Origin of the sequence: Corallococcus terminator (assembly GCF_049194865.1) — a bacterium.
Classification (GTDB): domain Bacteria; phylum Myxococcota; class Myxococcia; order Myxococcales; family Myxococcaceae; genus Myxococcus; species Myxococcus terminator_A.
On the sequence record NZ_JBLZWL010000090.1, the window covers coordinates 1 to 23,712 of the forward strand.

At 67.7% G+C, this 23,712-nt stretch carries 19 protein-coding genes, 2 tRNA genes and 2 pseudogenes; 15 read left to right on the plus strand and 8 right to left on the minus strand.

The genetic code is table 11. The features are described from left to right. The 5 genes and pseudogenes from ACN469_RS27790 to ACN469_RS27810 form a co-directional block, all read left to right on the plus strand. A pseudogene (locus ACN469_RS27790) lies at positions 1-918 on the plus strand (matrixin family metalloprotease); the annotation flags it as partial. Further along, complete coding sequence (locus ACN469_RS27795; protein ID WP_498772518.1) at positions 903-2,747, plus strand: GspE/PulE family protein; 1,845 nt, start codon at positions 903-905, stop codon at positions 2,745-2,747. The pseudogene ACN469_RS27790 and the gene ACN469_RS27795, both read left to right, overlap by 16 nt. 207 nt (positions 2,748-2,954) lie before the next feature. Then, a pseudogene (locus tag ACN469_RS27800) lies at positions 2,955-3,104 on the plus strand (IS3 family transposase); the annotation flags it as partial. Between the two features lie 155 nt (positions 3,105-3,259). After that, positions 3,260-3,568 carry a PIM8 family immunity protein gene (locus tag ACN469_RS27805; protein WP_498772520.1) on the plus strand — a complete coding sequence of 103 codons (309 nt, stop codon included), beginning with the start codon at positions 3,260-3,262 and terminating at the stop codon, positions 3,566-3,568. 166 nt (positions 3,569-3,734) lie between these two features. Continuing rightward, positions 3,735-4,025 carry a hypothetical protein gene (locus ACN469_RS27810; RefSeq protein WP_498772522.1) on the plus strand — a complete coding sequence of 97 codons (291 nt, stop codon included), beginning with the start codon at positions 3,735-3,737 and terminating at the stop codon, positions 4,023-4,025. Positions 4,026-4,129: 104 nt separating this feature from the next. On the opposite strand, the gene ACN469_RS27815 is transcribed toward ACN469_RS27810, so the two are convergent. The 3 genes from ACN469_RS27815 to ACN469_RS27825 all read right to left on the minus strand — a co-directional run bounded on the left by ACN469_RS27815 (position 4,130) and on the right by ACN469_RS27825 (position 10,250). After that, on the minus strand, positions 4,130-5,662 hold the full coding sequence (locus tag ACN469_RS27815; RefSeq protein ID WP_498772524.1) for a hypothetical protein: 1,533 nt from the start codon (positions 5,660-5,662) through the stop codon (positions 4,130-4,132). Between the two features lie 80 nt (positions 5,663-5,742). Continuing rightward, positions 5,743-7,740 carry a single stranded DNA-binding domain-containing protein gene (locus tag ACN469_RS27820; RefSeq protein WP_498772526.1) on the minus strand — a complete coding sequence of 666 codons (1,998 nt, stop codon included), beginning with the start codon at positions 7,738-7,740 and terminating at the stop codon, positions 5,743-5,745. Next, positions 7,740-10,250: a bifunctional metallophosphatase/5'-nucleotidase gene (locus tag ACN469_RS27825; protein ID WP_498772528.1), complete on the minus strand. Its 2,511-nt coding sequence runs from the start codon at positions 10,248-10,250 to the stop codon at positions 7,740-7,742. Before ACN469_RS27825 ends, ACN469_RS27820 begins: the two co-directional genes overlap by 1 nt. Before the next feature lie 141 nt (positions 10,251-10,391). On the opposite strand from ACN469_RS27825, the gene ACN469_RS27830 reads away from it, so the two are divergent. The 7 genes from ACN469_RS27830 (at position 10,392) to ACN469_RS27860 (ending at position 19,002) form a co-directional block, all read left to right on the plus strand. Beyond that, on the plus strand, positions 10,392-11,072 hold the full coding sequence (locus ACN469_RS27830; protein ID WP_498772530.1) for an NUDIX hydrolase: 681 nt from the start codon (positions 10,392-10,394) through the stop codon (positions 11,070-11,072). Positions 11,073-11,154: 82 nt separating this feature from the next. After that, entirely contained in the window at positions 11,155-12,618 is a 1,464-nt protein-coding gene (locus ACN469_RS27835) for an MFS transporter (protein WP_498772532.1), read from the plus strand. Positions 12,619-12,690: 72 nt separating this feature from the next. Further along, on the plus strand, positions 12,691-14,250 hold the full coding sequence (locus tag ACN469_RS27840; protein WP_498772534.1) for a hypothetical protein: 1,560 nt from the start codon (positions 12,691-12,693) through the stop codon (positions 14,248-14,250). Positions 14,251-14,305: 55 nt separating this feature from the next. Beyond that, positions 14,306-15,052, plus strand: coding sequence for an HAD family hydrolase (locus tag ACN469_RS27845; protein WP_498772536.1), 747 nt, complete (start codon positions 14,306-14,308; stop codon positions 15,050-15,052). Between the two features lie 132 nt (positions 15,053-15,184). Further along, complete coding sequence (gene pdhA / locus ACN469_RS27850; RefSeq protein ID WP_498772720.1) at positions 15,185-16,309, plus strand: pyruvate dehydrogenase (acetyl-transferring) E1 component subunit alpha; 1,125 nt, start codon at positions 15,185-15,187, stop codon at positions 16,307-16,309. A gap of 54 nt (positions 16,310-16,363) precedes the next feature. Beyond that, entirely contained in the window at positions 16,364-17,350 is a 987-nt protein-coding gene (locus ACN469_RS27855) for a pyruvate dehydrogenase complex E1 component subunit beta (protein ID WP_498772538.1), read from the plus strand. 5 nt (positions 17,351-17,355) lie between these two features. Next, positions 17,356-19,002, plus strand: a complete 1,647-nt coding sequence (locus ACN469_RS27860) for a pyruvate dehydrogenase complex dihydrolipoamide acetyltransferase (protein WP_498772540.1) — start codon at positions 17,356-17,358, stop codon at positions 19,000-19,002. A gap of 66 nt (positions 19,003-19,068) precedes the next feature. On the opposite strand, the gene ACN469_RS27865 is transcribed toward ACN469_RS27860, so the two are convergent. Continuing rightward, complete coding sequence (locus tag ACN469_RS27865; RefSeq protein WP_498772542.1) at positions 19,069-19,311, minus strand: hypothetical protein; 243 nt, start codon at positions 19,309-19,311, stop codon at positions 19,069-19,071. 181 nt (positions 19,312-19,492) lie between these two features. On the opposite strand from ACN469_RS27865, the gene ACN469_RS27870 reads away from it, so the two are divergent. Beyond that, positions 19,493-19,795: a DUF2795 domain-containing protein gene (locus ACN469_RS27870; protein WP_498772544.1), complete on the plus strand. Its 303-nt coding sequence runs from the start codon at positions 19,493-19,495 to the stop codon at positions 19,793-19,795. A gap of 262 nt (positions 19,796-20,057) precedes the next feature. Further along, a complete protein-coding gene (locus ACN469_RS27875) occupies positions 20,058-21,215 on the plus strand; it encodes a sensor histidine kinase (RefSeq protein ID WP_498772546.1) in 1,158 nt (385 codons plus the stop codon). Here ACN469_RS27875 and ACN469_RS27880 read toward each other — a convergent pair. Beyond that, on the minus strand, positions 21,187-21,783 hold the full coding sequence (locus tag ACN469_RS27880; protein WP_498772548.1) for a hypothetical protein: 597 nt from the start codon (positions 21,781-21,783) through the stop codon (positions 21,187-21,189). The genes ACN469_RS27875 and ACN469_RS27880 overlap by 29 nt on opposite strands. A 58-nt stretch (positions 21,784-21,841) precedes the next feature. Here ACN469_RS27880 and ACN469_RS27885 point away from each other — a divergent pair, with 58 nt between their 5' ends. Next, positions 21,842-22,813: a response regulator transcription factor gene (locus ACN469_RS27885; protein WP_498772550.1), complete on the plus strand. Its 972-nt coding sequence runs from the start codon at positions 21,842-21,844 to the stop codon at positions 22,811-22,813. Positions 22,814-22,932: 119 nt separating this feature from the next. On the opposite strand, the gene ACN469_RS27890 is transcribed toward ACN469_RS27885, so the two are convergent. The 3 genes from ACN469_RS27890 to ACN469_RS27900 all read right to left on the minus strand — a co-directional run bounded on the left by ACN469_RS27890 (position 22,933) and on the right by ACN469_RS27900 (position 23,672). Continuing rightward, positions 22,933-23,004 (minus strand) — tRNA-Glu (locus ACN469_RS27890). A 113-nt stretch (positions 23,005-23,117) separates the two neighbouring features. Then, a tRNA-Gln gene (locus tag ACN469_RS27895) sits at positions 23,118-23,188 on the minus strand. A 76-nt stretch (positions 23,189-23,264) separates the two neighbouring features. After that, complete coding sequence (locus ACN469_RS27900; RefSeq protein WP_498772552.1) at positions 23,265-23,672, minus strand: hypothetical protein; 408 nt, start codon at positions 23,670-23,672, stop codon at positions 23,265-23,267. Positions 23,673-23,712: the final 40 nt, after the last annotated feature.

Sequence of the window (23,712 nt, forward strand, 5' to 3'; positions counted from 1 at the left end):
GACGGTGTCACGCCGGTGGGGCGTGAGTGCACGCCTGGCCCGCGGAGCTGCGGCAACACGAATGGCTCCTGCATCGCCCCGGTGGCCCCGCCGTCGGGCAACGGCGAGTTCGCCCGGTGGGACAAGGGCTACTGCACCGAGACGTGCAGCGGCGCCGATTCGTGCCCTGCGGGCTCGGGGTGCTCCGTGGTGGCTGGACAGGGCTCCATCTGTCTCAAGGACTGTACGCTCGGGGGCAGCGACTGCCGTCCTGGCTACACCTGTGAGGCCCGGCCCGAGGGTAACCTCTGTGTCCCTGGCTGCTATGGCGACTTGGACTGTGACAGCAACTCCGTCTGCCGGACGTGCGACCGCGTCTGTGTTCCGAAGCAGACCGCGGGCAAGCAGGTGGGCGACGCGTGCACGGCGAACGCCGAGTGCGGCACCAACCAGTACTGCCTCTTCGCGGAAGGGGGCACGCAGGGCGTGTGCGCGCAGCAGTGCTCTGTCTCCGCGTGTGCCTGCCCTGGAGGCACGTCGTGCCAGGTGGTGAACAAGGAAGGTGAGCGGGCCTGCGTGCGAGCGTGTTCCACCAGCTCATGCCCCGCGACGTTGCGGTGTGGCTCGGTGGAGCAGGGCAGCTCCGCTTGTTTGCCTGTGTGTGTGTCCAATCAGGACTGCGCGCCCAACATGCTCTGTGCGAGCGGAGGCACCTGTTACGATCCGCTGGCGCGGCCGGACGCCGGGCCGTGCACGCTGTGCAACGATGGTGGCTCGCAGCCGCCGCCGCCCGTGGATGCGGGGCCGCCCACGGGCAGCACCACGGGGCCGGATGGCTGTGGTTGTACGGGCGCTCCCGTGTCGGCGGCGGCCTTCCTCGGTGGGTTGGTCCTGCTGCTGCTGGTGGCGGGAAGGAGACGGACTTGGCACAAGCAGTGAGCGGCCCGGGGAGTCCTCCTCCGAGGAGCCGGGATGACTTCACCACGCTCTTCGTGCTGGAGGCGCTGGTGGGGCAGGGGCTGTTGACGCCCCAGCAGGCCCAGGAAGTCCTCGCGAAGGAGGGGGCCGCGCGAGCGCGAGTCCTCAAGGCGCAGACGGCCGCGATTGGCAAGGAGGCGGCGCGCTACGACGTGTCGCCGGTGGAGGTGGTGGCCGCCTTCCAGGTGCCCCTGGCCAATGGCCGGGGTGTGCTGGACGAAGACCGGGTCACGGAGGCCGCCGCGCGTGCCGCGGGCATCACCTACCGGAAGATAGACCCGCTCAAGCTGGACATGACGCTGGCCACGCGCACGGTGTCCCGGCCGTATGCGCAGAAGCATGTGTTGCTCCCGCTGGAGCGCACGGCGCAGGGACGGTTGTTGGTGGCGGTGGCCAACCCGTTTGACAGGGAGCTGTTCGAGAGCTTCCACCGCCTCACCGGGATGCCGGTGGAGCCGGTGCTGAGCGCGAAGGTGGACATCCTCAAGTCCATCTCCGACATCTACGGCTTCGGGAAGACGCTGGCCCGCGCGGCGGATGACTTCAGCGTGGCGGTGGGGGGCGGACAGGTCTCCAACTTCGAGCAGCTCGTGTCGCTCAGCGGCACGCAGGAGCTGGAGGCGTCGGACCGTCCCGTGGTGCAGGCGGTGGACTACCTGCTGCGCTACGCCTTCGACAACCGCGCGTCGGATATCCACATCGAGCCGAAGCGCTCCACGAGCGTGGTGCGGCTGCGCATCGACGGTGTGTTGCACCCGGTGTACTCGCTGCCAGCGCAGGTGCATCCGCCGATTGTCTCGCGCGTGAAGATGCTCGCGCGCATCGACATCTCCGAGAAGCGCAAGCCCCAGGACGGGCGAATCAAGACGGAGCGGGACGGGCGCGAGGTGGAGTTGCGCGTCAGCACGTTGCCCACGGCCTTTGGCGAGAAGGTGGTCATCCGCATCTTCGACCCGGAGACGCTGGTGCAGGACATCGCCCAGCTCGGGTTCGATCCGGAAGAGAAGAGCTCCTTCGAGTCATGGATTGATCAGCCCCACGGCCTCATCCTCGTCACGGGGCCGACGGGAAGTGGCAAGACGACGACGCTCTACTCCGCGCTCAAGGCGCTCGCGGGGCCGGACGTCAACGTCACCACGATTGAGGACCCGATTGAGATGGTGTGGGACGCCTTCAATCAGGTGCAGGTGCAGCCCAAGCTGGGGCTCGACTTCGCGAGCGCGCTGCGCCACATCCTGCGTCAGGACCCGGACGTCATCATGGTGGGTGAGATTCGTGACCAGGAGACGGCGGAGAACGCCATCCAGTCCGCGCTCACGGGCCACCTCGTCCTCTCCACGCTGCACACCAATGACGCGCTGGGTGCGGTGGCGCGCATGAGGGACTTGGGTGTCCCGTCGTTCCTCCTGGCGCAGAGCTTGTTGGGCGTCATGGCCCAGCGACTGTTGCGGCGAGTGTGCAGTCATTGCGCGGAGGAGGCGACGCTGACGCCGGATGAGCTCCTCGCGCTCCAGGCGCCGCTGCCGTTGCTGCCGGGTGGGGTGCGTCTGCTGAAGGGCGCGGGCTGCGTGCGCTGCCGAGGCACGGGGTACGTGGGCCGCACGGGCGTCTTCGAAATCGTCACCACGGGTGGAGAGCTGCGCGAGCAGATTTCACGCGAGGCGCCGTACGAGAAGCTGGTGGAAGTGGCTCGGCGCGGAGGCATGCGCACGCTGCGCGAGGCCGCTGTGCGCAAGCTGGCTCAAGGGCTCACGGCCTTCGACGAAGTGGTGCGCATGACTTCGGCGTGAGGCGAGCGAGTGGGCAGGGCTCCCGCCGAAACCACGGCGGGGTCCTGCAATCACCGGGTGCCAGGTGGGACCGGGATTGAGCGTGTGTCGGCAAAGACTGGCGGCCTCGAAAAGAGACCGCTGAATCCACGTGTGTTGACTTTGTAACGAATGCCTCACTGTTGGTGCGCTCCACCATGCGCGCCTTGGCAGGTCATCGTCTACGTCACCCACTTCAAGACACGTGAGGAAGCGAAGCGAGCGTTGTTCGAGTACATGGAGGTGTTCTACAACCGGAAGCGGCGTCATTCCTCTCTGGGCTACGTCAGCCCTGTCGAGCTCGAGCGAATGGCTACAACGAAGAGGGTGGCTGCGTAACCAACCTGTCCACCGACGCGGGTGACGCTCACACCGACTTCAATGCGGGTAACAAGGCGCAAGGGATTCCGGACCCGCACTGCCATCTACGTCTGGACCAAGCCCGGAACCGCTGGTCAGGAAGTTGGCAGTCACCTCCCAGGAGAGTTCACGCCGTGAGTCGAGAGACAAACGAACGGCAGCTTGCCCCCCTCAGCCATGTTGTCCACGTCGAGATTGGGCGTGCTGGGGATGAGCTTTCGGTGTCCATGAGAATTCAGGCGGTCGATGACCAGACGGACCGGACACTTGTGTTCCGTGGCGTGAGGTCACTGCGATTCCTTGGCCAGGTCGTCGAACTGACGGGTTTGGTTTTGATGCAAGCCGAGGATATCTCCTCCCGCGGCTGGGAAGGGCTTCATTTTCATGTCAAGGATTACGAGGACGAGTTCATCTCGTTCGACTGCAGATCCATTGACTCCTGACCAGCCGTGCGTTGCATCTCCAGGCCGAGTACCGGAAGTAGGGCGGGGCCGTGACTGCGGCTCCCACGGATAAGGATCGCTGGAGCCCGTCACACGGCGCACCCCTGCTTCACGAAGTAGCTTTGAGGATGGTTGGCTTGGTCCCACGCTGCCGTAGGGTGCAAGGATGGATATGACCAATGCGCGCGAGTTCTTCTCCGCACTGGAGAACGGGACAGCTCGGTTGTGGCGCTATACGTCGAGCCACGACCGGCTCGTGGTTGAGCTGAACAGTGCCGACAAAAAATACCGGAAGTACTTAGTGCTCATTGGATGCACGGAGATTCACCTGCCCAGTTGGTGGCGGGTGAAAGCACCTCGCATTGATGCAGGGGACTCAGGCTTCGTTTTCTCCGATACGAACGTCAAGGTGCTCTTCGCACACGAGTTCCAGTTGGTTGATGCCGACCCAGGTTGATTTTCCTGCTGTGCTTGCCCTCTCGAGGTCGTCGTTCAAACGACAACGGCCCGGTCCCCTGAGCAGGGAACCGGGCCGCGATGTCTGCTCAACCGAGCGAACGCTTAGAACCGCGCCTGCAGCAGCGTGTTGAAGCCCAGCGCGTGCGGCTTCTCGAACGTGGGCTGCGCCACGCCGGTGATGTCGTCCCGGAACGTGGTCCGGTTGGTGTCGTACGTGTAGTAGACCTCGCCGACCGCCGCGACGGAGTCGGACAAATCCCAGCGGAACGTCGCCTTGGCGGAGTAGATGGGCTCCGCGCCGCACGCGCCCGAGCCACCGCACGTCTCCGGCAGGATGCTCAGCTGATTCACGTCACGCACCACGACGGTACGCGTGCCCACCAGGTTCGGCGGCGGGTTGTTGCCACCCAGCACCGAGTCCGGGCTGCGGAACGACGCGGGACGCTGGATGCCGAAGATGAAGCCCGGCGTGAAGTGCAGCTCCGGCAGGTGGTAGTCCGCACCCAACGCCAGGAACATCTCCGGGTTCAGCTCCGTGCCCTCGGGGAAGTCCTGGAACGGGGGGAAGCCCGGCACGTCGAACTGGATGTACGAGAGGCTGCGGTACAGGCCGAGCAGGCTCAAGCGCAGGAAGCCCAGCTTCGCGCGGGCCTGCAGCGCCAGCGCCGTGGCGCCCTGGGGCTCCGTCGCGCCGAACTGGTCAGGCTTCTCCAGCGTCTGGGACAGGTAGCTGCCTTCCATCGACACGGAGTAGGACAGGCCACCCGGGTACTTCTCCGGGGCGAAGAAGCGCTCGTAGATCTCCGGGTCGTTCTTGTAGAGCCGGAAGTCCACGCTCGTTCCGACGGGCACACCCACGTGGTAGACGACCTGCGCGGACACGCCCGCGGCGTTCACCGGCGCCTCCACACCCAGCGTCGCGAGCCCCGGAACCAGGCCCTTCTGGAAGTAGCCGCCGCCCGCCTCGACGCGCAGCGTCTCCAGGATGTCCACGCCCGCGCCGGCCATCACGCCGTAGAGCGTCTCTTCCTCGAGGATGAGCTCGTTCTGCACCAGCGCCGTCTTGCCGCCCACGTACGCGTACCAGCGGTCGCGGGTGATCTGCAGCTTGGCACCCGGAACGCCGTTGGTCGCCGAGCGCGTGGTGAACACGCCGCTGCCACCCCAGGAGATGCGGTACGCATATCCCAGACGGAAGCGGTCCGCGGACACCGGGAAGCCGACCAGCGAGATGCCTTCCTTCTCACCCCAGCCCGGCGGCTGGTAGTTGAGCCGGATGTAGCTGGAGTTGTCCTGGATGGCGACCTGTCCGCTGGGGCGCTCCAGCACCAGCAGCGTCAGGGCAGCCTCCGTCGTCAGTCCCTCGAAGAACGCCGGTGCCCGCTTGTAGAGCACGATGTTCGACAGCGACTCGAAGCCGGAGAAGCGCGTGTTGAAGTTGTCGTAGAACTGGGTGTTCTGGTTACCCGCGCCAAACCGTGCGTTGGGGCTGTTGGGAGTGGTCTCACCCGAGCCCGCGAGCACGTTGTCGTCCGCGAAGACGAACGACAGACGCGTGTCCACGAAGTCACTGGCCCAGGCGGGCGCACTCAGGGAGATAAGGCCGGTCAGGGCCAGCTTCTGCAGCGTTTTCAATGTCCCTCTCCACGGAGCGCCCGCTTGGGTTCGCTCCTCCCTGCACCCCGGTGACCCGGGGGGCGAGTTTCGTCAAAAGTCTACGGATTCACGCAAGGTTCAATGGGACGCGGGCACTCCAGGCCCGGGCCGGGGTAGCAACAGAGGTCGTCCTGATCTCGGGGCAGCACAATCCAGCGAGGCCGAGCCGCGCTGACGTGGCGCAGATGGCCCACGATGTCGAAGGTCGCCCCATGCAGGAACCGGCACTGCTCGGCGCGGGTCGCGTCGGTATCCGTCTCGCTGCAGTTGACCAGCAGGTCCGGCACGGCGTCCTTGGTCACCAGGTTGATGCGCGCACGCGGGTGTTGGCTCAGCTTGCAGGCCGCCGAGCCGCTCGCCGCGTTCTGCACGGAGACCCAGACATAGGCCTGGTTGTCAGTGAGCGTGTGCTCCAGGCGCGTGGCCGCTGCCAGGGCGACGTTGCTCGGCACACCCGGCACGTTGGTGCCACCGAACCGCACGTTCACCGCCTTGTCGCACCAGATGTTCAGCGTCACGCCCGTGCCGTAGGTGTTGGTGGAGCGCGTCCAGGCCTCGGTGGCGGGAGACACGGGCGGCAGCGCGTTGAGCGCGTGCAGCCGGCCATTCACGGAAGAGTCCAGGCCCGCCTCGGCGGCGCCCATCGGGTTCATCTCCACCACGAACTGGCCGAAGCTGTCGTACGTATTCTTTTCGGCGCAGATCTGCCCGCGGTACTGGCCCATGCCCAGCGTGCAGTCCACGTTGCACTGGCGCTCTGGCACGTCCGGGTCATTGGGGTCGTCCTCGCCGCAGGCGCCGAAGACGTTGGAGCGCGGATCCGGACAGAAGAAGGGCACCTTGCTGTTGCCGTTGGCGTCGCAGTTCCTGAAGACCCGCGGGAACTTCACGCGGCGGATCTTCACCAGCGAGGACTCCAGGCCCTCCATCTTGTAGTTGCCGTAGCTGTAGCCGCACATCACGTCCGTGATGTAGGGCGAGCCGCTGAAGCCGCACAGCCGGCCGTTGATCTCCGTCGGCGGCGCCAGGTTCAGGTACTTGTTCCACTCGGACTGGGGCAGCAGGCGGACCTTCTCGCGGATGCTCCACGAGGGGAACGTCAGCTGCGTCGTCGCCGTGAACTCCTGCACGGAGCCCGCGATGGACCACAGCAGGTCACCCGGGTCCAAGCCTTCCGGGAAGGAGTAGTTGTAGATGTAAAGGGCGTTGAAGCGGCCAGGGAAGAAGCCCGAGGGCTCCGCCGTCTGCGTGTTGGCGCCAGGGATGGTTCCCTCGCGCACGCGGCACGCCGTCAGGTCCGTCACGAAGAAGCCGCCCGGATCCGTGCCCGTCACCAGCAGCGTCACCGGCTGGTTGTAGTTCGGGTCGTCCGGCTCGCAGTTCTGGATGAGCGGCGAGCCCGCCTCGGGCGCGCGGCCAATGCGCATGAACGTGCCGTTGTACGCGGTGAGCTGGTCGCTGTTCTGCGGCACCTGCACCGTGGAGATGGTGGGCTCCTCGAAGTGCATGGAGCGCGACAGACCGGTGGAGAAGGTGCGCACGGCGGGCTCCTCCGGGAGCTCTCCGGCGACGACCTGGCCCTCGGCGTAGTCGACCTGGACGGGCTCGTCCTCCACCCACACATGGGCCTCACCGTAGAGCTGCGCGCTGCGCACGGTGCCCGTGCCCTTGCCATTGGTGAGCTGCACCCACCGGTAGCGATAGGGGCCGGTGAGGTTGCCCGGGACGGTGCGGAAGGAGACGGGCCCGTTGAACGAGTCCATCGGCTGGCCCTTCACGTCCACCGCCTGGATGTCGAAGTCGATATCCACCGGGCTCCGAGGCATGGCCAGGCGGCAGTCAGGGGTGCCCCGAATCGCCACGGGCACCGCGGCCTGGCTGCCACCGTGCTGGGCGGCGCAGCTGGCCACCACGGGCAGCGCCGCGCGCGGATTGGAGTCCGCGACGTAGAAGCCCTTCACGGTGACCTCGAAGGACGCGAGGCCCTTCGGCTGGGGCGACTCCTCGGTGTAACAGCCGGCCAGGGCCAGCGCCGACAGCAGCATGAGCTTCTTCATTACTTCACCCTCCGGCCAATGCGGCCGTCTTCCACGGCGTCGGCGATGGGCATCGCCGTCGGGTTCGTGCAGAAGTTGCGCAGCTGCTGCGTCACCGTTCCGCACACGGGGTTGGATCCACTCATGACTTCGCGGCAGTCACACCGGCCGGTGAACGGGCCCGGGGAGACCGCGCAGGCGGCCTGGGCCTCCACCGCGTTGGTGACGTCGGGGATGTTGCAGCCGTTCGGGTTGTAGCCACGGGCCGCCAGGTCTCCGCAGGTGCACGAGCCCACCTGCTTGGCGGCGATGCAGGCCGCGCGGGCCTGGTCCGGGTTGGTGACGGTGGCGACGCCGCAGCTCGACGGGTTGTAGCCGTTGCGGAGCAGGTCCTCGCAGGAGCAGCTCCCCACCTTGGCGGACAGCTCGTTCTCGTAGTCCTGCATCTCCCGGCAGGAGGCGCGCAGGCGATCATTGATGACCCACTGGCCGTTCACCAGCGAGCCGCAGCGCTGCCCGTCGGCCCGGTTGCCGCGCGTCGCGTAGCCCGCGTTGATGTCGTCGCAGGTGCAGAAGTCCTGCATGTAGCCGATGAGCGAGTCGCGCAGGGAGATGCCCGTCTCCTGGCGCGTGGTGTTGCGCTTGAGCACGTTGAAGCCCGAGCCACCCTTGGCGATGTAGTCGTTCACCGCCACGCGGTAGGTTCCGAACGGGTTGAGCGGCTCGCCACCCACGATGATGTTCGTGCCGGGGTGGGCGTAGCAGCGGCCCGCCGTGCCCGAGGTGTTCTGGTCCTGGATGCACTGCCAGGGGGCGTGGCCCTCGCGGTTGTCCGGGGGGCAGTCCGCGCCGGCCAGCGAGATGTCACACGCGACGCGCAGGTCGTTGATCTGCACCTGGGCGCAATCCATGGTGAAGCTGGCGCCGGAGATCTGCGCCTGACTCACGCAGCCACGCTCGGAGGAGCGCTCGGCCACGAAGTCGAACATCTCCTGCATCTCCTTGCCCGACAGGTACATGATGTTGATGGTGTTCTCGAACGGGAACACGTTGAACATCGATTCCTGGGACACGACACCCGAGTAGAGGTTGTCGCGGATGCCCAGCGAGTTGGTGAGCGCCATCTGCGCGTCCACGCGGCGACGCTTGCGCATCGAGTCCGCGGCGATGTTGCCCAGCGGCGAGTCGCCACCCGTCGAGTTGTTCCGGCGCGTCACGTCCGTGGGCGCGTACGCGAAGATGTTGGTGAGCTGCAGCTTCAGGTCCATCCCGACGATGTAGGGCTGGAGCAGGTGCGTCGTCTGGCGGTCCTCCTGCTCGCGGCACTTGTCGATGGCCGCGCGCACCGCGGGGGTCTGGATGAACTGACCCTCCTCCCAGAAGATGTTGGAGTCGTAGCGGTAGCGGCGCATGGCGTCGTCGCACCAGAGCCCGTCGATGGGGAACACGCGGTAGTCCTGGCTGAGGACCTCGCCGCCTTCTCCCGCGCCGAGCTCATCCGGCATCTTCACGACCAGCTCCAGCCGGCCCACGTACTTGGAGAAGGCGCCGGAGTGCGCGAGCACCACCTTGCGACCGCTCGGGTCCGCCAGCAGCTGCGGCGGGTTGAGCACCACGTGCAGGTGGCCGCCCATGATGACGTCGACGCCGGAGACGCCGGGGACGAACACGCGGACGACCGACTTCTCCTGGCCCTCCGGACCGAACCACTCCAGCACCTGCCAGGGGTTGTCCTGGCGGCGGATGAAGCTGCGGGCGCGGCCGTACTCGTAATAGGCCTCGTAGCCCTGGACGATGTCCTGGTCCTCGGTGAGGCCCAGGTGGCTGACGAGGACGATGAGGTCCGTCACCGGCCGCAGGAGCGCCACATAGGCGCGGACGACCTCGTTCTGCTCCAGGGGGGTGACCTGCAGGCTGTTGCCACCCTCGACGATGGAGTTGAGCGAGGAGATGTTGGCCATGCCGACGATGGCCACCCGCAGGCCCTTGATGTTGCGGATGGTGTACGGCGAGGTCTCCAGCCCCGTCTCGTTGCTGCCGTTCTGCCGCCAGTCATTCCAGTTGTAGTTGGCGGCGAGCAGCGGGAAGGAGGCGTTCTGCTTGGCCTGCTGCGTGAAGTTCAGCGCGCCCGCGTCGAACTCGTGGTTGCCCACCACGGCGGCATCCAGACGGGCCTGCGACAGGAAGCGGAACTCCGCCTCGCCGTTGTTGAGGTTGAAGATGGGCGCGCCCTGGAAGCAGTCGCCAGAGTCGACGTGCATCACCCGCTCGCCCCTCGCGCGCTCCCGCTTGAGGATGGCGGCCATGCGCGTGGCGCCACCGAAGGGGCCCGCCTCGGGCACGAGGCCCAGGTCCTGGTCCGTCTTCAGCGGAGCGAAGTCAAAGGGGATGAGCCGGGAGTGGATGTCCGAGGTATGAAGGAGCGTCAGTCGCACCTCCTGCCCCTCGAGGTGGTAGTCCTGGCCCTCCACCACTGGCATGCACGAAGCGGTGGCCAGGGCACAAAGCAGGCCGAGCAGGAGGCGACGCATCAGGAAGAATCCGTGTTTCGGTAGAACGTCGGGAGTAAAGCGCGCGCAAGGTACGGTATCGGACACGGGCGGGCAAGCTACGCCGCCATGGCATTCCTACTCGCACACCTTGACGGTCCAACTCCAGGAGAGCAGGCAGACATGCGGCAGAGCCATTCCAGTGTGACTGACATCGAGATCATCGAGGATTTCTCGGCCACGGCGCGCTGCGACGAGGGTTTCCTCCGAGTGAAGCGACTGCGCTGCCGCAACCGGCGCGCGGACGGCTCCTCCTCGCCTGTCTACCGAGTGGACGTGGTGGACAGGCCTCGGTTGGACGCCGTGTCGGTGCTCGTCTACCGACGCGGTGCGGCGGGACTCGAGGTGTTGACGCGGATGAACCTGAGGCCCGCGGCGTACTTCAGGAAGGATCAACGCGACGCGATGACGGTGCCGGATCCCGGTGCGGGCTACCTGCGGGTGGAGGAGATCGTCGCGGGGCTGCTGGAGCCGGAGGACAAGGGCGAGGAGGGGCTGCGGCGACGCGCGGCCGAAGAGGTGCGCGAGGAGGCGGGCTACGTGGTGCGCCCCGAGGACATCCAGCTGCTGGGCGGCTCGTTCTTCCTGGCGCCCGGCATCCTCTCCGAGAAGGTGTTTCCCTCGGCGGTGGACGTGACGGACGTGAAACAGGAGGAGCCGGAGGGCGACGGGTCGCCGCTGGAAGAGGGGACGCTCCTTCATTGGAGACCCTTGTCCGAGGTCCTCGACGCGTGCCGGCGTGGGGACATCCCGGATGCGAAGACGGAGGTTTCGTTGACGCGGCTGCTCGCCCGACTGGGCTGAGCGGTGTCAGTGGGGTTTCTCGCGGGCCGCGCGCCAGGGTAGGGTGCGCGGCGTTTCCGCACTCCACTGACGAGGTCGCTGCATGTCGTCGCTGCCCCCGTGGCTGGCCAACCTGTTGCCCATTCTCATCCTGCTGGGGGCCGTCTCGCTCGTGCTGGCCCGCCTGCCCAAGGTGGAGCTGGGCCACACGGACGCGTTCCGCCGCCGCCGCTTCTTCAACTGGTTCCCGTTGGGGATGACGTACGCGTTCCTCTACATGGGGCGCTACAACCTCAACGAAGCCACCAGCGCGATGAAGGGCCACACGTCCAACGCGGACTTCGGCACCATCTTCTTCTGGGGCACGCTCGTGTACGGCTGCGCCTTCCTGCTCAACGGTCCGCTGACGGACCGGCTCGGCGGGCGGAAGACGATCCTCCTGTCCGCCGCGGGCTCGTCCGTGGCGAACGTGCTGATGGGCATCGTCGTCTACAAGGTGCTGACGGAGGGCTGGGAGCCGCCGGGCGGAATCGTGGGGACGCTGTCGTTCCTCTACGCCGTCAACATGTACTTCCAGAGCTTCGGCGCGGTCTCCATCGTCAAGGTGAACGCGTCCTGGTTCCACGTGCGCGAGCGCGGCCAGCTGGGCGGCGTCTTCGGCATCCTCATCTCCCTGGGCGTGTACTTCGCCTACGACTGGAGCCGCTTCATCGCCAAGGCGGCGCCCACGTACTGGGTGTTCTTCGTACCCGCGGCCATCCTCGCCGTCTTCTTCGTCGTGGACTTCTTCGTCATCCGCGACACGCCTGGCCACACGGGCCACCCGGACTTCGACACCGCCGACGCGTCCAGCGGCGATGCCCACGCGGGCCTGGGCGTGTGGCCCGTCTTCAAGAAGATGATCACCAACCGCGCCATCATCATCATCCTGATGGTGGAGTTCTGCAGCGGCTTCATGCGCAACGCCATCATGCAGTGGTACCCCAAGTTCGCGAAGGCGACGGGCATCGCCGACACGTTCGTCGCCGCCAACTGGGGCATGCTGCTCTGCGTGGCGGGCATCACCGGCGGCATGTTCGCCGGCGTCATCAGCGACCGCGTGTTCGACTCGCGCCGGGGCCCCGTCTCCGCAGTGCTCTACGCGGGCATGAGCGTGGGCGCGGTGGCCACGCTGTTCCTGCTGGGCAGCCCCGCGCTGGGGTGGACCGTCATCTTCATGTCCCTGTGTGTCATCGGCGTGCACGGCATGCTGTCCGGCACGGCCAGCATGGACTTCGGCGGCAAGAAGAACGCGGGCCTCGCGGTGGGCATCATCGACGGCGCCGTCTATGCGGGCACGGCGCTCCAGTCCCTGCTGCTCGGCCGCATCCTCCCCGCGGGGGAGGTGGCCAAGGACCCCCACAACTGGGGCAACTGGCCGCTGGCCATGCTGCCGCTGTCCTTCGCGGGCCTCCTGCTGGCCACCCGGGTGTGGAACGCCCGGCCCCAGCCCAAGACGGCCCCTGCCTCGGGCGCTTCCGCCGTCACGCAGACAGTTTCAGCTCCCAAGACTGGTACCGGAGGCTGAGTTCCCTGTGGACCGCTGGACGTCACGGGGGCGTCACTCCCCCGTGACAGGGTTGTAACGTAGAGTGCTGGTGTGTCCCAGGCACCCGCACCGCTCCATAGCCGCTTCGAGGTTCACGACCGGAAGCAGTTCGAGATCAAGCTCGAGTACCAGCCCTCGGGCGTGGACGAGACGCGCTACCTCGTGGAGGCGCATCTGTTCCTCCCCGGCAGCCTGAACATCGACCAGGAGACGTACCCGCGGGGGGACTTCTACGCGGACATCCACAACTACGTGCGCTTCAAGACGCCGGTGATGGCGGTGCAGGAGCTGCTCTCGTCGGACACCTCGCCGCTGGTGAGGCTGGAGGCGTGGCTGCGCACGGGGCTGGGTTCGGAGCGGGACGTCGTCTACCAGGCCAAGCTCCTGTCGTGCGTGCTGCGCGGGGCGCTGCGCCGCTTCGCCACGGGGGTGGAGGCGCGCTGCGAGGGGCCGGTGGCGCTGCCCACCGACGCGTGCGCGACGCTGGAGTCGGACGTGGTGGCGATGCAGGCGGGGGTGACGCAGGTGCTGGCGCGCTTCCGTCAGTGGCTGCGCTCGGTGGGGGAGCTGCGGCTGCAGGAGCGCTCGCGCGCGTCGCTGCGGCTGGTGGACGAGTACGTCAGCCTGCTGGTGGAGAACGGCTTCCGGCGCTCGGTGGCGGACATGAAGTCGCTGCCGCGCGGAGAGCCGTGGCTGGGGCTGCGCAAGGGGCTGATGGAGGCGGTGCTGCGCGAGGAGTCCTACCGCAAGGAGCACCGGCTGCGCAGCGTGCTGAGCCCCACGGGCGACAACGAGGAGTACATCCAGCGGCTGGGCATGCTGAAGAAGTTCTGCATGAACGTGCTCTTCCTCTCCTCGCGTCGCAGGCAGAAGCGGCAGGGGTGGGAAGAGGTGCTGTTCGCGCTGGCGGCGGGCATCGCGATGGCGTTCGCCACGGCGGTGGCGCTGTGGGCGCAGATCCGCTTCACGCAGGTGAGCCTCAACTTCTTCCTCATCGCCGTGGTCGGCTACATGATGAAGGACCGAATCAAAGAGGGCCTGCGGCGGCTGTCGAGCCGGGTGGCCGCCACGCACCTGTCGGACCGCACCGCGGACCTGGTGGACCCGGTGACGGGGCGCACCATCGGCACGTGCGAGGAGCGGGTGGACTACGGGCCCAAGGTGCCGGACGCGGTGCTGGCGCTGCGGCACCAGGACGACTTCCTCACCGTGTCCCAGGGCGAGCTGACGGAGACGGTCATCCGCTACCGCAAGCACATCGTCCTGGACGCGCGCCTGTTGCCGCGCTCGGACCGGGGGCTGTCGGGCGTCACGGACATCCTGCGGCTCAACGTGGAGCGCTTCCTGCGGGACATGGACGAGCCGGAGCTGGCGCTGGAGTACGTGGACCTGGCGGACCTGTCGGTGGGGCACATCCGGGGCGCCAAGCGCTATCCGGTGGACGTGGTGTTCCGCTTCACGGTGGAGGAGGAGGAGACGGACCGCCGCCAGGAGAGCACGCAGCTGGTGCGGCTGGTGCTGGACCGCAACGGCATCCAGCGCATGCTGCGCTTCGCGGACACCACGCCGGGCGCGCCCACTGGCCCCATGCCCTGGCAGTCGGCCGCCTGACCCGGGCGGTTTCGGCGGCGCTGGAGCGCGCGCGCGGGTAGTCTTCGCCGCGCCCATGGCCCACGAAGACTTCAAGAAGCGCATCCGCGACGACTGGCGCGACAGCCTGAACGCCATCCTGGCCCGGGCTCGCTCCCTCGGTGAGCGGGCGGTGCTGGCGTTCGACCTGGACTCCACCCTGCTCGACAACCGGCACCGGCAGGCCCGCATCCTCCGGGAATATGGCGAGGCCCAGGCCGTGCCGAGCCTCGCCGCCTGCGGCCCCGAGCACTGGACCTCCGGCTGGGACATGCGTGACGCGATGCGTGCCTGCGGGCTGGAGGAGGCCCAGGTGGAGGCCCACTTCCCGGAGGCCCGCCGCTTCTGGGGCGAGCGCTTCTTCACCAGCGCGTACTGCGAGGTGGACGAGGCCATCGACGGCGCGGCGGCCTTCACCCACGCGGTGGTGGCCACGGGGGCCCAGCTCGTCTACGTGACGGGGCGCCACGAGGGCATGCGCGAGGGCTCAGTCGCCTGCCTGCGGCGCCACGGCATGGCGGTGCCGGACGACGCGCGGGTGCTGCTCTTGATGAAGCCCACGCCGCGCGAGGACGACGACGCGTTCAAGCGCGAGGCCCACGCGAGGCTGGGTCGGCTGGGCACCGTGGTGGCCGCCTTCGACAACGAGCCCACCCACGCCAACGACTACCGGGTGCGCTTCCCCGAGGCCACCGTGATTCACCTGGCCACGGATCATTCCGGTCGACCGGTGACGCTGTTGGACGGCATCATCAGCGTCCCGCATTTCACGCTCGTTTCCTGACGCACCGCGCCTGGAAGACAGGTGCGGCCCAGAGGGTTTGAAAGGCTTTGAAGTCCCCCTGCCGCGCGCTATGAGGCGCACGGCGTATGCCGCCCCGGGTGAGGAGGGGCGGACAGCATGGAGGCACCCGCGGTGGCCAGCCCGTACTCGAAAGACTTGCTGTTGACGATGTACCGGAAGATGTACCTCATCCGCCGTTTCGAGGAGCGCGCGGGCCAGCAGTACACGCTGGGGAAGATCGCCGGCTTCTGCCATCTGTACATTGGCCAGGAAGCGGTGGCGGTGGGCCCCATCGAGGCCATCCGGAAGGATGACTACATGCTCAGCGCGTACCGCGACCACGGCCAGCCCCTGGCGCGCGGCAGCGACGCGGGCATGGTGATGGCGGAGCTGTTCGGCCGGGGCACCGGCTACAGCAAGGGGAAGGGCGGCTCGATGCACATCTTCGACATCGAGCACCAGTTCTATGGGGGCTACGGCATCGTCGGCGGGCAGATTCCACTGGCGGCCGGCATGGCCTTCGCCAGCCGCTATCGCAACGAGGACCGCGTGACGGTCTGCTACTTCGGGGACGCGGCGGCCAACCAGGGCGCGCTCCACGAGACGTTCAACATGGCGTCGAAGTGGAAGCTGCCGGTCATCTACATCTGCGAGAACAACCGCTACGGCATGGGCACGGCCATCTCCCGCACCTCGGCGGTGCCGGAGATCTACAAGCGCGCCGCCGCCTACGACATGCGCGGCGAGCCGGTGGACGGCATGGACGCGCTGAAGATGTACGAGGCCGTGAAGGACGCGGCCGCGTGGTGCCGCGCGGGCAAGGGCCCCGTGCTGCTGGAGGCGAACACGTACCGCTTCCGTGGCCACTCCATGGCGGACCCGGCGAACTACCGCACCAAGCAGGAGGTGGAGGAGGAGCGCAAGGGTGACCCCATCCCCAAGCTGCGCGAGTACGCCATCAAGAACGGCCTGGGCGCGGACGCCGACTTCGAGCGAATCGAAGAAGAGGTGAAGGCGCAGGTGGACGCCGCGGTGAAGTTCGCGGACGAGTCCCCGGAGCCGGCCCTGGAAGAGCTGTGGCGCGACACCATCGTCGAGCCGGGCGAGCAGGACGTGCGTCCCCGTGAGCGGGTGCTGGGCGTGAAGGTGGAGAACTGGCCTTCGTACCCGAGCGGCCAGGAGCTGAAGGTGACGTGGGACCTGGAGCCGCGCGCGCAGGCCGAGGCGGCGGACAAGAAGGCGGGCCTGACGAACTGAGTCGCAAGGCCCCCCTGACCAACCAACCTTTTTGATTTCGAGTCGGAGCCGACGATGCCCGAGTTGATGTACCGCGAGGCCCTGAACCAGGCGCTCGCCGAGGAGATGGAGCGCGACGCCAACGTCTTCCTGATTGGCGAGGAAGTGGGTCGCTACAACGGCGCCTTCAAGGTGTCCCAGGGGCTGCTGGACAAGTTCGGGAGCGCGCGCATCATCGACGCGCCCATCTCCGAGCTGGGCTTCGGCGGCATGAGCGTGGGCGCGGCCATGGTGGGTCTGCGTCCCGTGGTGGAGATGATGACCTGGAACTTCGCGATTCTGGCGATGGATCAGATCGTCAACAACGCGGCCAAGCTGCGCCACATGTCCGGCGGTCAGCTGCGCTGCCCCATCGTCTTCCGTGGACCGGGCGGCGCTGGCGGCCGGCTGTCCAGCCAGCACAGCCAGTCGCTGGAGGCCAACTACGCGCACTTCCCGGGCCTGAAGGTGATTGCGCCCGCGACGCCCGCGGACGCCAAGGGCATGCTCAAGGCGGCCATCCGCGACGAGAACCCCGTCATCATGTTCGAGGGCGAGCGCCTCTATGCGATGAAGGGCGAGGTGCCGGAGGGCGAGCACGTCGTGCCGCTGGGCAAGGCGGACGTGAAGCGCGCGGGCACGGACGTCACCATCATCACCTGGAGCCGCATGTACTACTTCTGCATGCAAGCGGCCGAGGAGTTGGCGAAGGAGGGCATCAGCGTGGAGGTCCTGGACCTGCGCACGCTGCGGCCCCTGGATGAAGAGGCCATCCTGACGAGCGTGCGCAAGACGAACCGCGCCGTCATCGTCGAGGAGGGCTGGGCGCTGGCGGGTATCGGCGCGTCCGTGGTGGACATCATCCAGTCCAAGGCGTTCGACGAGCTGGACGCGCCGGTGGAGCGCGTGACGGGGCTCGATGTGAACATGTCCTATGCGGCGAACCTGGAGAACGCGACCCAGCCGGACGCGCCCAAGATCATCGCGGCCGTGAAGAAGGTGCTGTACCGCCAGGGAGCCTGACCCGTATGGCCACGCCCATTCAGATGCCGAGCCTCTCCCCGACGATGACGGAGGGGAAGATCGTCAAGTGGCTGAAGAAGGTGGGGGACAAGGTCACCTCCGGTGAGGCACTCGCCGAACTGGAGACTGACAAGTCCAACCTCGAAATCGAGGCCTACGACGACGGCTACCTTCTTCAGATTCTCGTCGGCGAGGGCCAGTCGGCCCCCGTCGGCGCCCCCATCGCCTACATCGGCGCGCAGGGCGAGAAGGTGGCGGCGGGTGGCGCTCCGGCGCCCACGGCCGCTGCTGCTCCCGCGCCCGCTGCTCCCGCCGCGAAGGTCGAGGCCCCCAAGGCCCCGGTCGCCGCGCCTGCTCCGGCCGCCGCTCCCGCGTCGAGCGGAGGCGGGGACCGCATCGCCATCCAACTGCCAAGCCTCTCCCCGACGATGACGGAGGGGAAGATCGTCAAGTGGCTGAAGAAGGTGGGGGACAAGGTCACCTCCGGCGAGGCGCTCGCCGAGCTGGAGACTGACAAGTCCAACCTCGAAATCGAGGCCTACGACGACGGGACCCTGGCGGAGATCGTCGTCGGGGAGAACCAGTCGGCGCCCGTCGGCTCGCCCATCGCGTACCTCACGCCGAAGGGTGGCAAGGCCGCCGCCGCGCCTGCTCCGGCCGCCGCGCCGAAGCCCGTGGAGGCTGCTCCGGCCGCCGTCGCGCCCAAGCCCCCGGCGCCCGCCGCACAGGCCGCGCCTGCCGCGTCGGCACCGGTGGCCTCCGGGGGACGGCGTGTTCGCGCCAGCCCGCTGGCGAAGAAGATCGCCAAGGACAAGGGCCTGGACATCGCCCAGGTGCAGGGCTCTGGTCCGTCGGGTCGCGTGGTGAAGCGCGACATCGAGGAGGCCCTGGCCCGTGGAGTGAAGGCTCCCGCCGCTGTTGCTCCCACGGCGCCCGCCACTCGGAAGGCTCCGTCCACCGCGACGGTGGCCCGCCCCGAGGCCCGGTCCGAGCCGCTGTCCTCCATGCGCAAGGTCATCGCGCAGCGGATGACGGAGGTGAAGCCCGGCGTGCCGCACTTCTATCTCACCCTCGAGGTGGAGATGGATGCCGCGGTGAAGGTGCGCGAGGAGGCGAAGGCGATGGAGCTCAAGGTCTCCGTCAACGACCTCATCGTGAAGGCCGTGGCGATGGCTGTGCGCCGCTACCCGAAGATCAACGTGTCGCTCCAGGGGGACCAGGTGGTCCACCACGGCGCGGTGGACGTGGGTATCGCCGTGGCGCTGGAGCAGGGGCTCATCACGCCCATCATCCGCGACGCGGACACGAAGGGCCTCCAGGCCATCTCCACGGAGGTGCGTGAGCTGGCGGAGCGCGCTCGCAAGCGGGCCCTCAAGCCCGACGAGTACACGGGCGGCTCCATCACCGTGAGCAACCTGGGCATGTACGGCATCGATCAGTTCGTCGCCATCATCAACCCGCCGCAGTCGTCCATCCTCGCGGTGGGCGCGGTGGCGGACAAGGTGGTGGTGCGTGACGGGCAGATGGTGATCCGCAAGATGATGACGGCGACGCTGTCGTGCGACCACCGCATCATTGACGGGGCCATTGGCGCGGAGTTCCTGCGGGAGCTGCGCGGCCTGCTCGAGCACCCGACGCGGCTGCTGTTCTAGGCGGTTCTCGTGGCCCGCTCCTCGTCGTGCCCCGTCCTCCGGGGCGCACGGGAGCGGGCCGCGGTGTCACTTGCGCGTCGGCTCATCGCGGCGCGCTTCTTCTTCCAATCTTCGCTGCTCGCAGGTCACGCTCGCCTGCTGCTCGCGGCTCGTGCCGGTGGGCAGGTCGTGCTCCTCGTCCACCGAGCGGCCCCTGATGCCGGGCCAGGGCTCGGGGCGCGTGGCCTCCACATGTTCGATGTGCTCCTCATAATCACTGTCGCTGGCCGCGTTGCGCGGCACGTCGTCCGGCTTGTCCTGGTGCGCCATGGGGTTTTCCTCCTGGGGGGAGACTCTCGTGGAGTCCCGCGTCAACGGTGTGGCGCGTGGCGGAAGGCGTCCACCCCGAGGCCCCTCGGCAAGGCCTATTCCCTCGCCTGCTGAGCGGACACGAAAAAAGGCCGGCAGCCGCCTCGGTTCGCTGCTTAACTTGGTTCAAATGAACGACGACATGACACGCGAACGGCTTGTCGAGGGTGTGTCGGAGTTGGAGTCACGGGTCGGTCAGCCGCTGCCACTCGCGCAGTCGCTGCACCAGGCCTTGCTCGGCGCGGTGTTCCCCCTCTCCGCTGAAGAGCTCACCTGGGTGGCCCGGGAGAACGAGGCCCCGCCCACGGTGCTCTCGTTGCTAAGCGTGCTGCCCAGGGGCAGCTTCCCCTCCGTGGACGCCGTGGCCGTGGCCCTGGAGCAGGATGCCGCCCAGGAGGAGCCTCTCCCGGAGTCCGACGCCTCCACCCTCACATCTCCCCGCTGAACCCTCCTTCTCCGCGGCGCGCCGGGCTCTCACCCGGCGCGTCCACGACGCCAGTGTCACGTCCGTGCTCCAGGCAGGGAACCGTGCGGTCGTCTGGATTTTCCTGGGGGTCAATCCTGTCTGGTTGCTCTAGAGTTGGGGAGGCATTGCGTCCCGGGGGGACGGTTCCGTCGGCACCCAGAAGAAAGGGAGTCGGAGGAGGCGCTATCCTAGGCGTCACCAGCCTGGCCTCGTCGTGGGATAGCCGGCCAGGAGGAGCGTCATGAACCCGTCTGAACTACCCGCGGTGCTCTACGTCGACGACGACGCCCTGAACCTGCGGGTTTTCGACGCGAACTTTGGGCAACGCTTCCGCATCTTCCGCAGCGCGTCCCCCAGCGAGGCATTGACGCTGCTCGAGCAGCGCAAGGGTGAGATTGGCGTCATCCTCTCCGACCAGCGCATGCCGGGGATGACGGGCGTGGAGCTGCTGGAGCGGGCGCGTTCGATTGCGCCCGACGCCAAGCGCATGCTCGTCACGGCGTACGCGGACATGCAGGCCGTCATCGACGCGGTGAATCGCGGACAGGTGACGCGCTACTTCGTCAAGCCGTGGGACCGCTCGGAGCTGCAGGCCGCGCTGGACGACGCGCTGAAGATTGCCCGGCTGGAGCTGCGCATCCGCGAGGTGGAAGGGCGGATGATGAAGTCGGAGCGTCTGGCCACGCTGGGGCAGGTGACGGCGGGCATCGCCCACGAGCTGATGGGCCCGGTGGGCTACCTCTCGCAGAACGTGGCGTCACTGCAGCGGGACCTCACGAGCGTCATCCAGTACGTGTCCAAGCACCTCCCCGAGGACCCGAGTCCGGAGGTGGCGGAGACGGTGGAGGACCTGCCGGCGCTCATCAAGGACCTGGCGGACGGCGCGGAGCATCTTCGGCAGGTGGCGCTGGGGCTGCGCGCGCAGGCGCGAGGCGAGGACATGGAGGGCACGGCGGACGTGGCCGAAGTGGTCTCCTTCGCGGTGAAGCTGGCGCGCGCCGAGGTGCGGGACAGGGCGCGACTGACGAGCAACGGCGAGGCCGTGCGCGTCGTCTTCGGTCCGGTGAAGCTGTGCCAGGTGTTGCTCAACCTCGTGGTCAACGCGGCGCAGGCCATGGGTGGCACCGGGCGGCAGGGGCGCATCGAAGTGCGCTGGTCCGTGCGGACGGAGGACGTGGTCCTCACGGTGGCGGACAACGGCTGCGGCATCCCGATGGACCTCCAGGAGCGCGTCTTCCAGCCGCTGTTCACCACCAAGCCGGTGGGCATTGGCACGGGGCTCGGGTTGTCCATCTGCCGCGAGCTGGTGACGCAGGCGGGCGGCAACCTGCGGCTGTCGTCCACGCCGGGCGAGGGCACGGACATCGAAATCACCCTCCGGCGAGCCCCGCTCCCCTGAGGCCGAAGGCGTTGCTGAGCATGCGCCACACGCGGTGGAGTGACTCGCCCTCCGAGGGGCGCACGTTCTCCACCAGCACGGCGCGCTGGGGCTGAGCGCCCTCCGAGGCGTACTCCACGACGAGCGCGTAGCGAGGGCCGGGGCGCTCGACGAGGTGCACCGCTCGCACCGCGTCGAAGGGCACCATCTCCGAGCGGGTGGCACCCGGCGTCCAGGCCAGGCGCTCCAACCGCAGGCTCTCCGAGCGGAAGTGCATCACGAAGCGGCGGCGTCCCAGCTGGGACTCGATTCGCAGGGCGAGTCCCACCAGCGCCGCGGCGACGAGGGCCAGGGCTCCAGACGCGGTGGGGAAGGCGCCTTGCTCGTGGCCCACCATGACGGCGGCGCCCACGGCGGCGCCCACGGCGACACCGACGCACAGTCCCGGCAGCATTCTCCGCTCCCAACGCGGAGGGAGGGATTCGCCCAGCAGCCGGCCGCCGTCGTAACGCAGGCGCACGTCTCCCAGCAGAGGGGGGACCCGATTCTCCAGTAATGCGTCCTCGAAGCTCGCCACGGATGTCAGCATAGCGGCCCTCACATGCGAGCCTCGAAGTCCGCGTGAAGCTGTGCGAATCTTCCAAGTCATGGATCTCCCGTTCGAGACCGGTGAGGGCGGCGGTGGGGAGGGGGGAACGCTCGCCTCGACGGTGTTGGTGGTGGACGACGAGCCCGTCGTTCTAGATATCTGCGCGCGGTTGTTGGAGCGCGAGCCGGACCTGGTGGTGCTGGTGGCGGCGAGCGCGGAAGAGGCGCTGCCGATACTCAGCGAGCAGCGGGTCGACGTGCTGGTGACGGACAAGAACCTGCCCGGCATGGGCGGGGTGGAGCTGGTCTCCGAGGCGCGCAACCTCCAGCCGACGCTGGAGGCGCTGATGATTACCGCCTACGCGAGCAGTGAGTCCGTCATCGCCGCCTTCGCCGCGGGCGTCAGCGACTACATCCTCAAGCCCTTCGATGACTTGCGGGTGCTGCGCGCCAAGGTGCGGGCGGCGCTGGAGCGGCGCAGCGCCGGGGCGCACGTGCGTGAGCAGGCGCGAGAAGTGGCACGCGAGGCGGCGGCGCTGCTGGCCTCGGGACAGGACGCGCCGGAGCCGGCCCACGAGGCGCTGGAGGTGGAGCTGCGCGCCTACGAGGAGTCCTCTCGCACGGTGCTGGACGGGAAGGTGGCGGTGGTGGGCAGCGAGGAGGCGCTCTCCGCGCTGAAGGAAGCGGGCTTCGAGGTGCGGGAGCTGCCGCCGTACGCGCCGGAGCTGGAGAGCGTGGACGTGGTGGTGGTGGAGACGGGAGACCCGCAGTGGCGCACGCTGGCGGAGCGGCTCCAACGCCGCCCCCCGGACGTGCTCCTGCTGGCCAGTCCCCAGGCGGACCTCGGGGACTTGTTGGAGGCCATCACCCTGCGCATGGACCTGGTGGGCTTTGGCAGCACACAAGGCGCGAGCGCACTGCCTGAGAAGGTGCGGATGCTGCTCTTGCGCCGGGGCGTGCAGCGGGCGCAGGACCGGCTCACCGCCGCGCTCTCCGCCTTCCGGCAGAGCATCCCCACTCGGACGGCTTGAGGCTGCTCAGTGGAGGAGGGGGCCGCCCGTCGTGGCGGCCTCCAGCGCCTCCGGAGCCACGCGTCACTCATGCCCGGAAAAACAAAACGCCGCCTTCTTTTCAGAAGGCGGCGTCGGAGTGACCCTGCCGGGATTCGAACCCGAGTTTGAGCCGTGAGAGGGCTCCGTCCTAACCGCTAGACGACAGGGCCGACATTTCGCTGCAACCACCGTGCTTCTGCTGCTGCTTCCTACATTCTCGTTTTGCTCTCGTCAACCTTCTGATTTCGAGCTTCCGAGGTGCTGCGGACTGCGGTGCTGCGAGCTGGGGAACTAGGATTCGAACCTAGATAAGCAGAGTCAGAGTCTGCTGTCCTGCCGTTAGACGATTCCCCAATCACTGCGGCTGCCTCTACTACCAACACCGCCCAGCGACTGCAACAACTTCGGTGGGCGGCTGCTGCTGCGACTTCTACTTCTTCTTCCCCGGTTTCGTCTCCGGCTTTTTCGCCGGTTTGACCGCCTGCTGCGTGGGGACGATGTAGATGCGAACTTCCTCGTTCGCCTCGTAAATATTCAGCCCCGCGAAGTTCTTCCCCGAGGGGTTGGTGATGTGGACCGCTTTCACGCCCGGCTGGTTGACGATCTGCCGTCGTGGATAGTTGCTCGTCGAGTAGACCGAGCGGTAGTAGTCCAGCGTCGCCTCGAAGTCCTTCGGCACCCTGTAACGGTTCTCGCCCACCTTCTGGGCACCGTCCGGAAGCTGCGCGCCGCTGACCACCTCGGCACTCGCCCCCGCCACCCAGAGCGCACACAGCGCCGCACTGAGCGGGCGCGCCTTATAGAAATGCCGTTTCATGGTGTCAAGCGCACGCATCATGGGTCGTGAAGATAGGTGCCGAAGCGGCGGACGTCCACCG

What these genes read in the sequence shown, in the direction of transcription:
- ACN469_RS27810 (WP_498772522.1), top strand. Translation starts at nt 3,735, where the DNA reads ATGGATATGACCAATGCGCGCGAGTTCTTCTCCGCACTGGAGAACGGG.
- ACN469_RS27820 (WP_498772526.1), bottom strand. Translation starts at nt 7,740, where the DNA reads ATGAAGAAGCTCATGCTGCTGTCGGCGCTGGCCCTGGCCGGCTGTTAC.
- ACN469_RS27825 (WP_498772528.1), bottom strand. Translation starts at nt 10,250, where the DNA reads ATGCGTCGCCTCCTGCTCGGCCTGCTTTGTGCCCTGGCCACCGCTTCG.
- ACN469_RS27830 (WP_498772530.1), top strand. Translation starts at nt 10,392, where the DNA reads ATGCGGCAGAGCCATTCCAGTGTGACTGACATCGAGATCATCGAGGAT.
- ACN469_RS27835 (WP_498772532.1), top strand. Translation starts at nt 11,155, where the DNA reads ATGTCGTCGCTGCCCCCGTGGCTGGCCAACCTGTTGCCCATTCTCATC.
- ACN469_RS27845 (WP_498772536.1), top strand. Translation starts at nt 14,306, where the DNA reads ATGGCCCACGAAGACTTCAAGAAGCGCATCCGCGACGACTGGCGCGAC.
- ACN469_RS27855 (WP_498772538.1), top strand. Translation starts at nt 16,364, where the DNA reads ATGCCCGAGTTGATGTACCGCGAGGCCCTGAACCAGGCGCTCGCCGAG.
- ACN469_RS27860 (WP_498772540.1), top strand. Translation starts at nt 17,356, where the DNA reads ATGGCCACGCCCATTCAGATGCCGAGCCTCTCCCCGACGATGACGGAG.
- ACN469_RS27865 (WP_498772542.1), bottom strand. Translation starts at nt 19,311, where the DNA reads ATGGCGCACCAGGACAAGCCGGACGACGTGCCGCGCAACGCGGCCAGC.
- ACN469_RS27870 (WP_498772544.1), top strand. Translation starts at nt 19,493, where the DNA reads ATGACACGCGAACGGCTTGTCGAGGGTGTGTCGGAGTTGGAGTCACGG.
- ACN469_RS27875 (WP_498772546.1), top strand. Translation starts at nt 20,058, where the DNA reads ATGAACCCGTCTGAACTACCCGCGGTGCTCTACGTCGACGACGACGCC.
- ACN469_RS27880 (WP_498772548.1), bottom strand. Translation starts at nt 21,783, where the DNA reads ATGCTGACATCCGTGGCGAGCTTCGAGGACGCATTACTGGAGAATCGG.
- ACN469_RS27885 (WP_498772550.1), top strand. Translation starts at nt 21,842, where the DNA reads ATGGATCTCCCGTTCGAGACCGGTGAGGGCGGCGGTGGGGAGGGGGGA.
- ACN469_RS27900 (WP_498772552.1), bottom strand. Translation starts at nt 23,672, where the DNA reads ATGATGCGTGCGCTTGACACCATGAAACGGCATTTCTATAAGGCGCGC.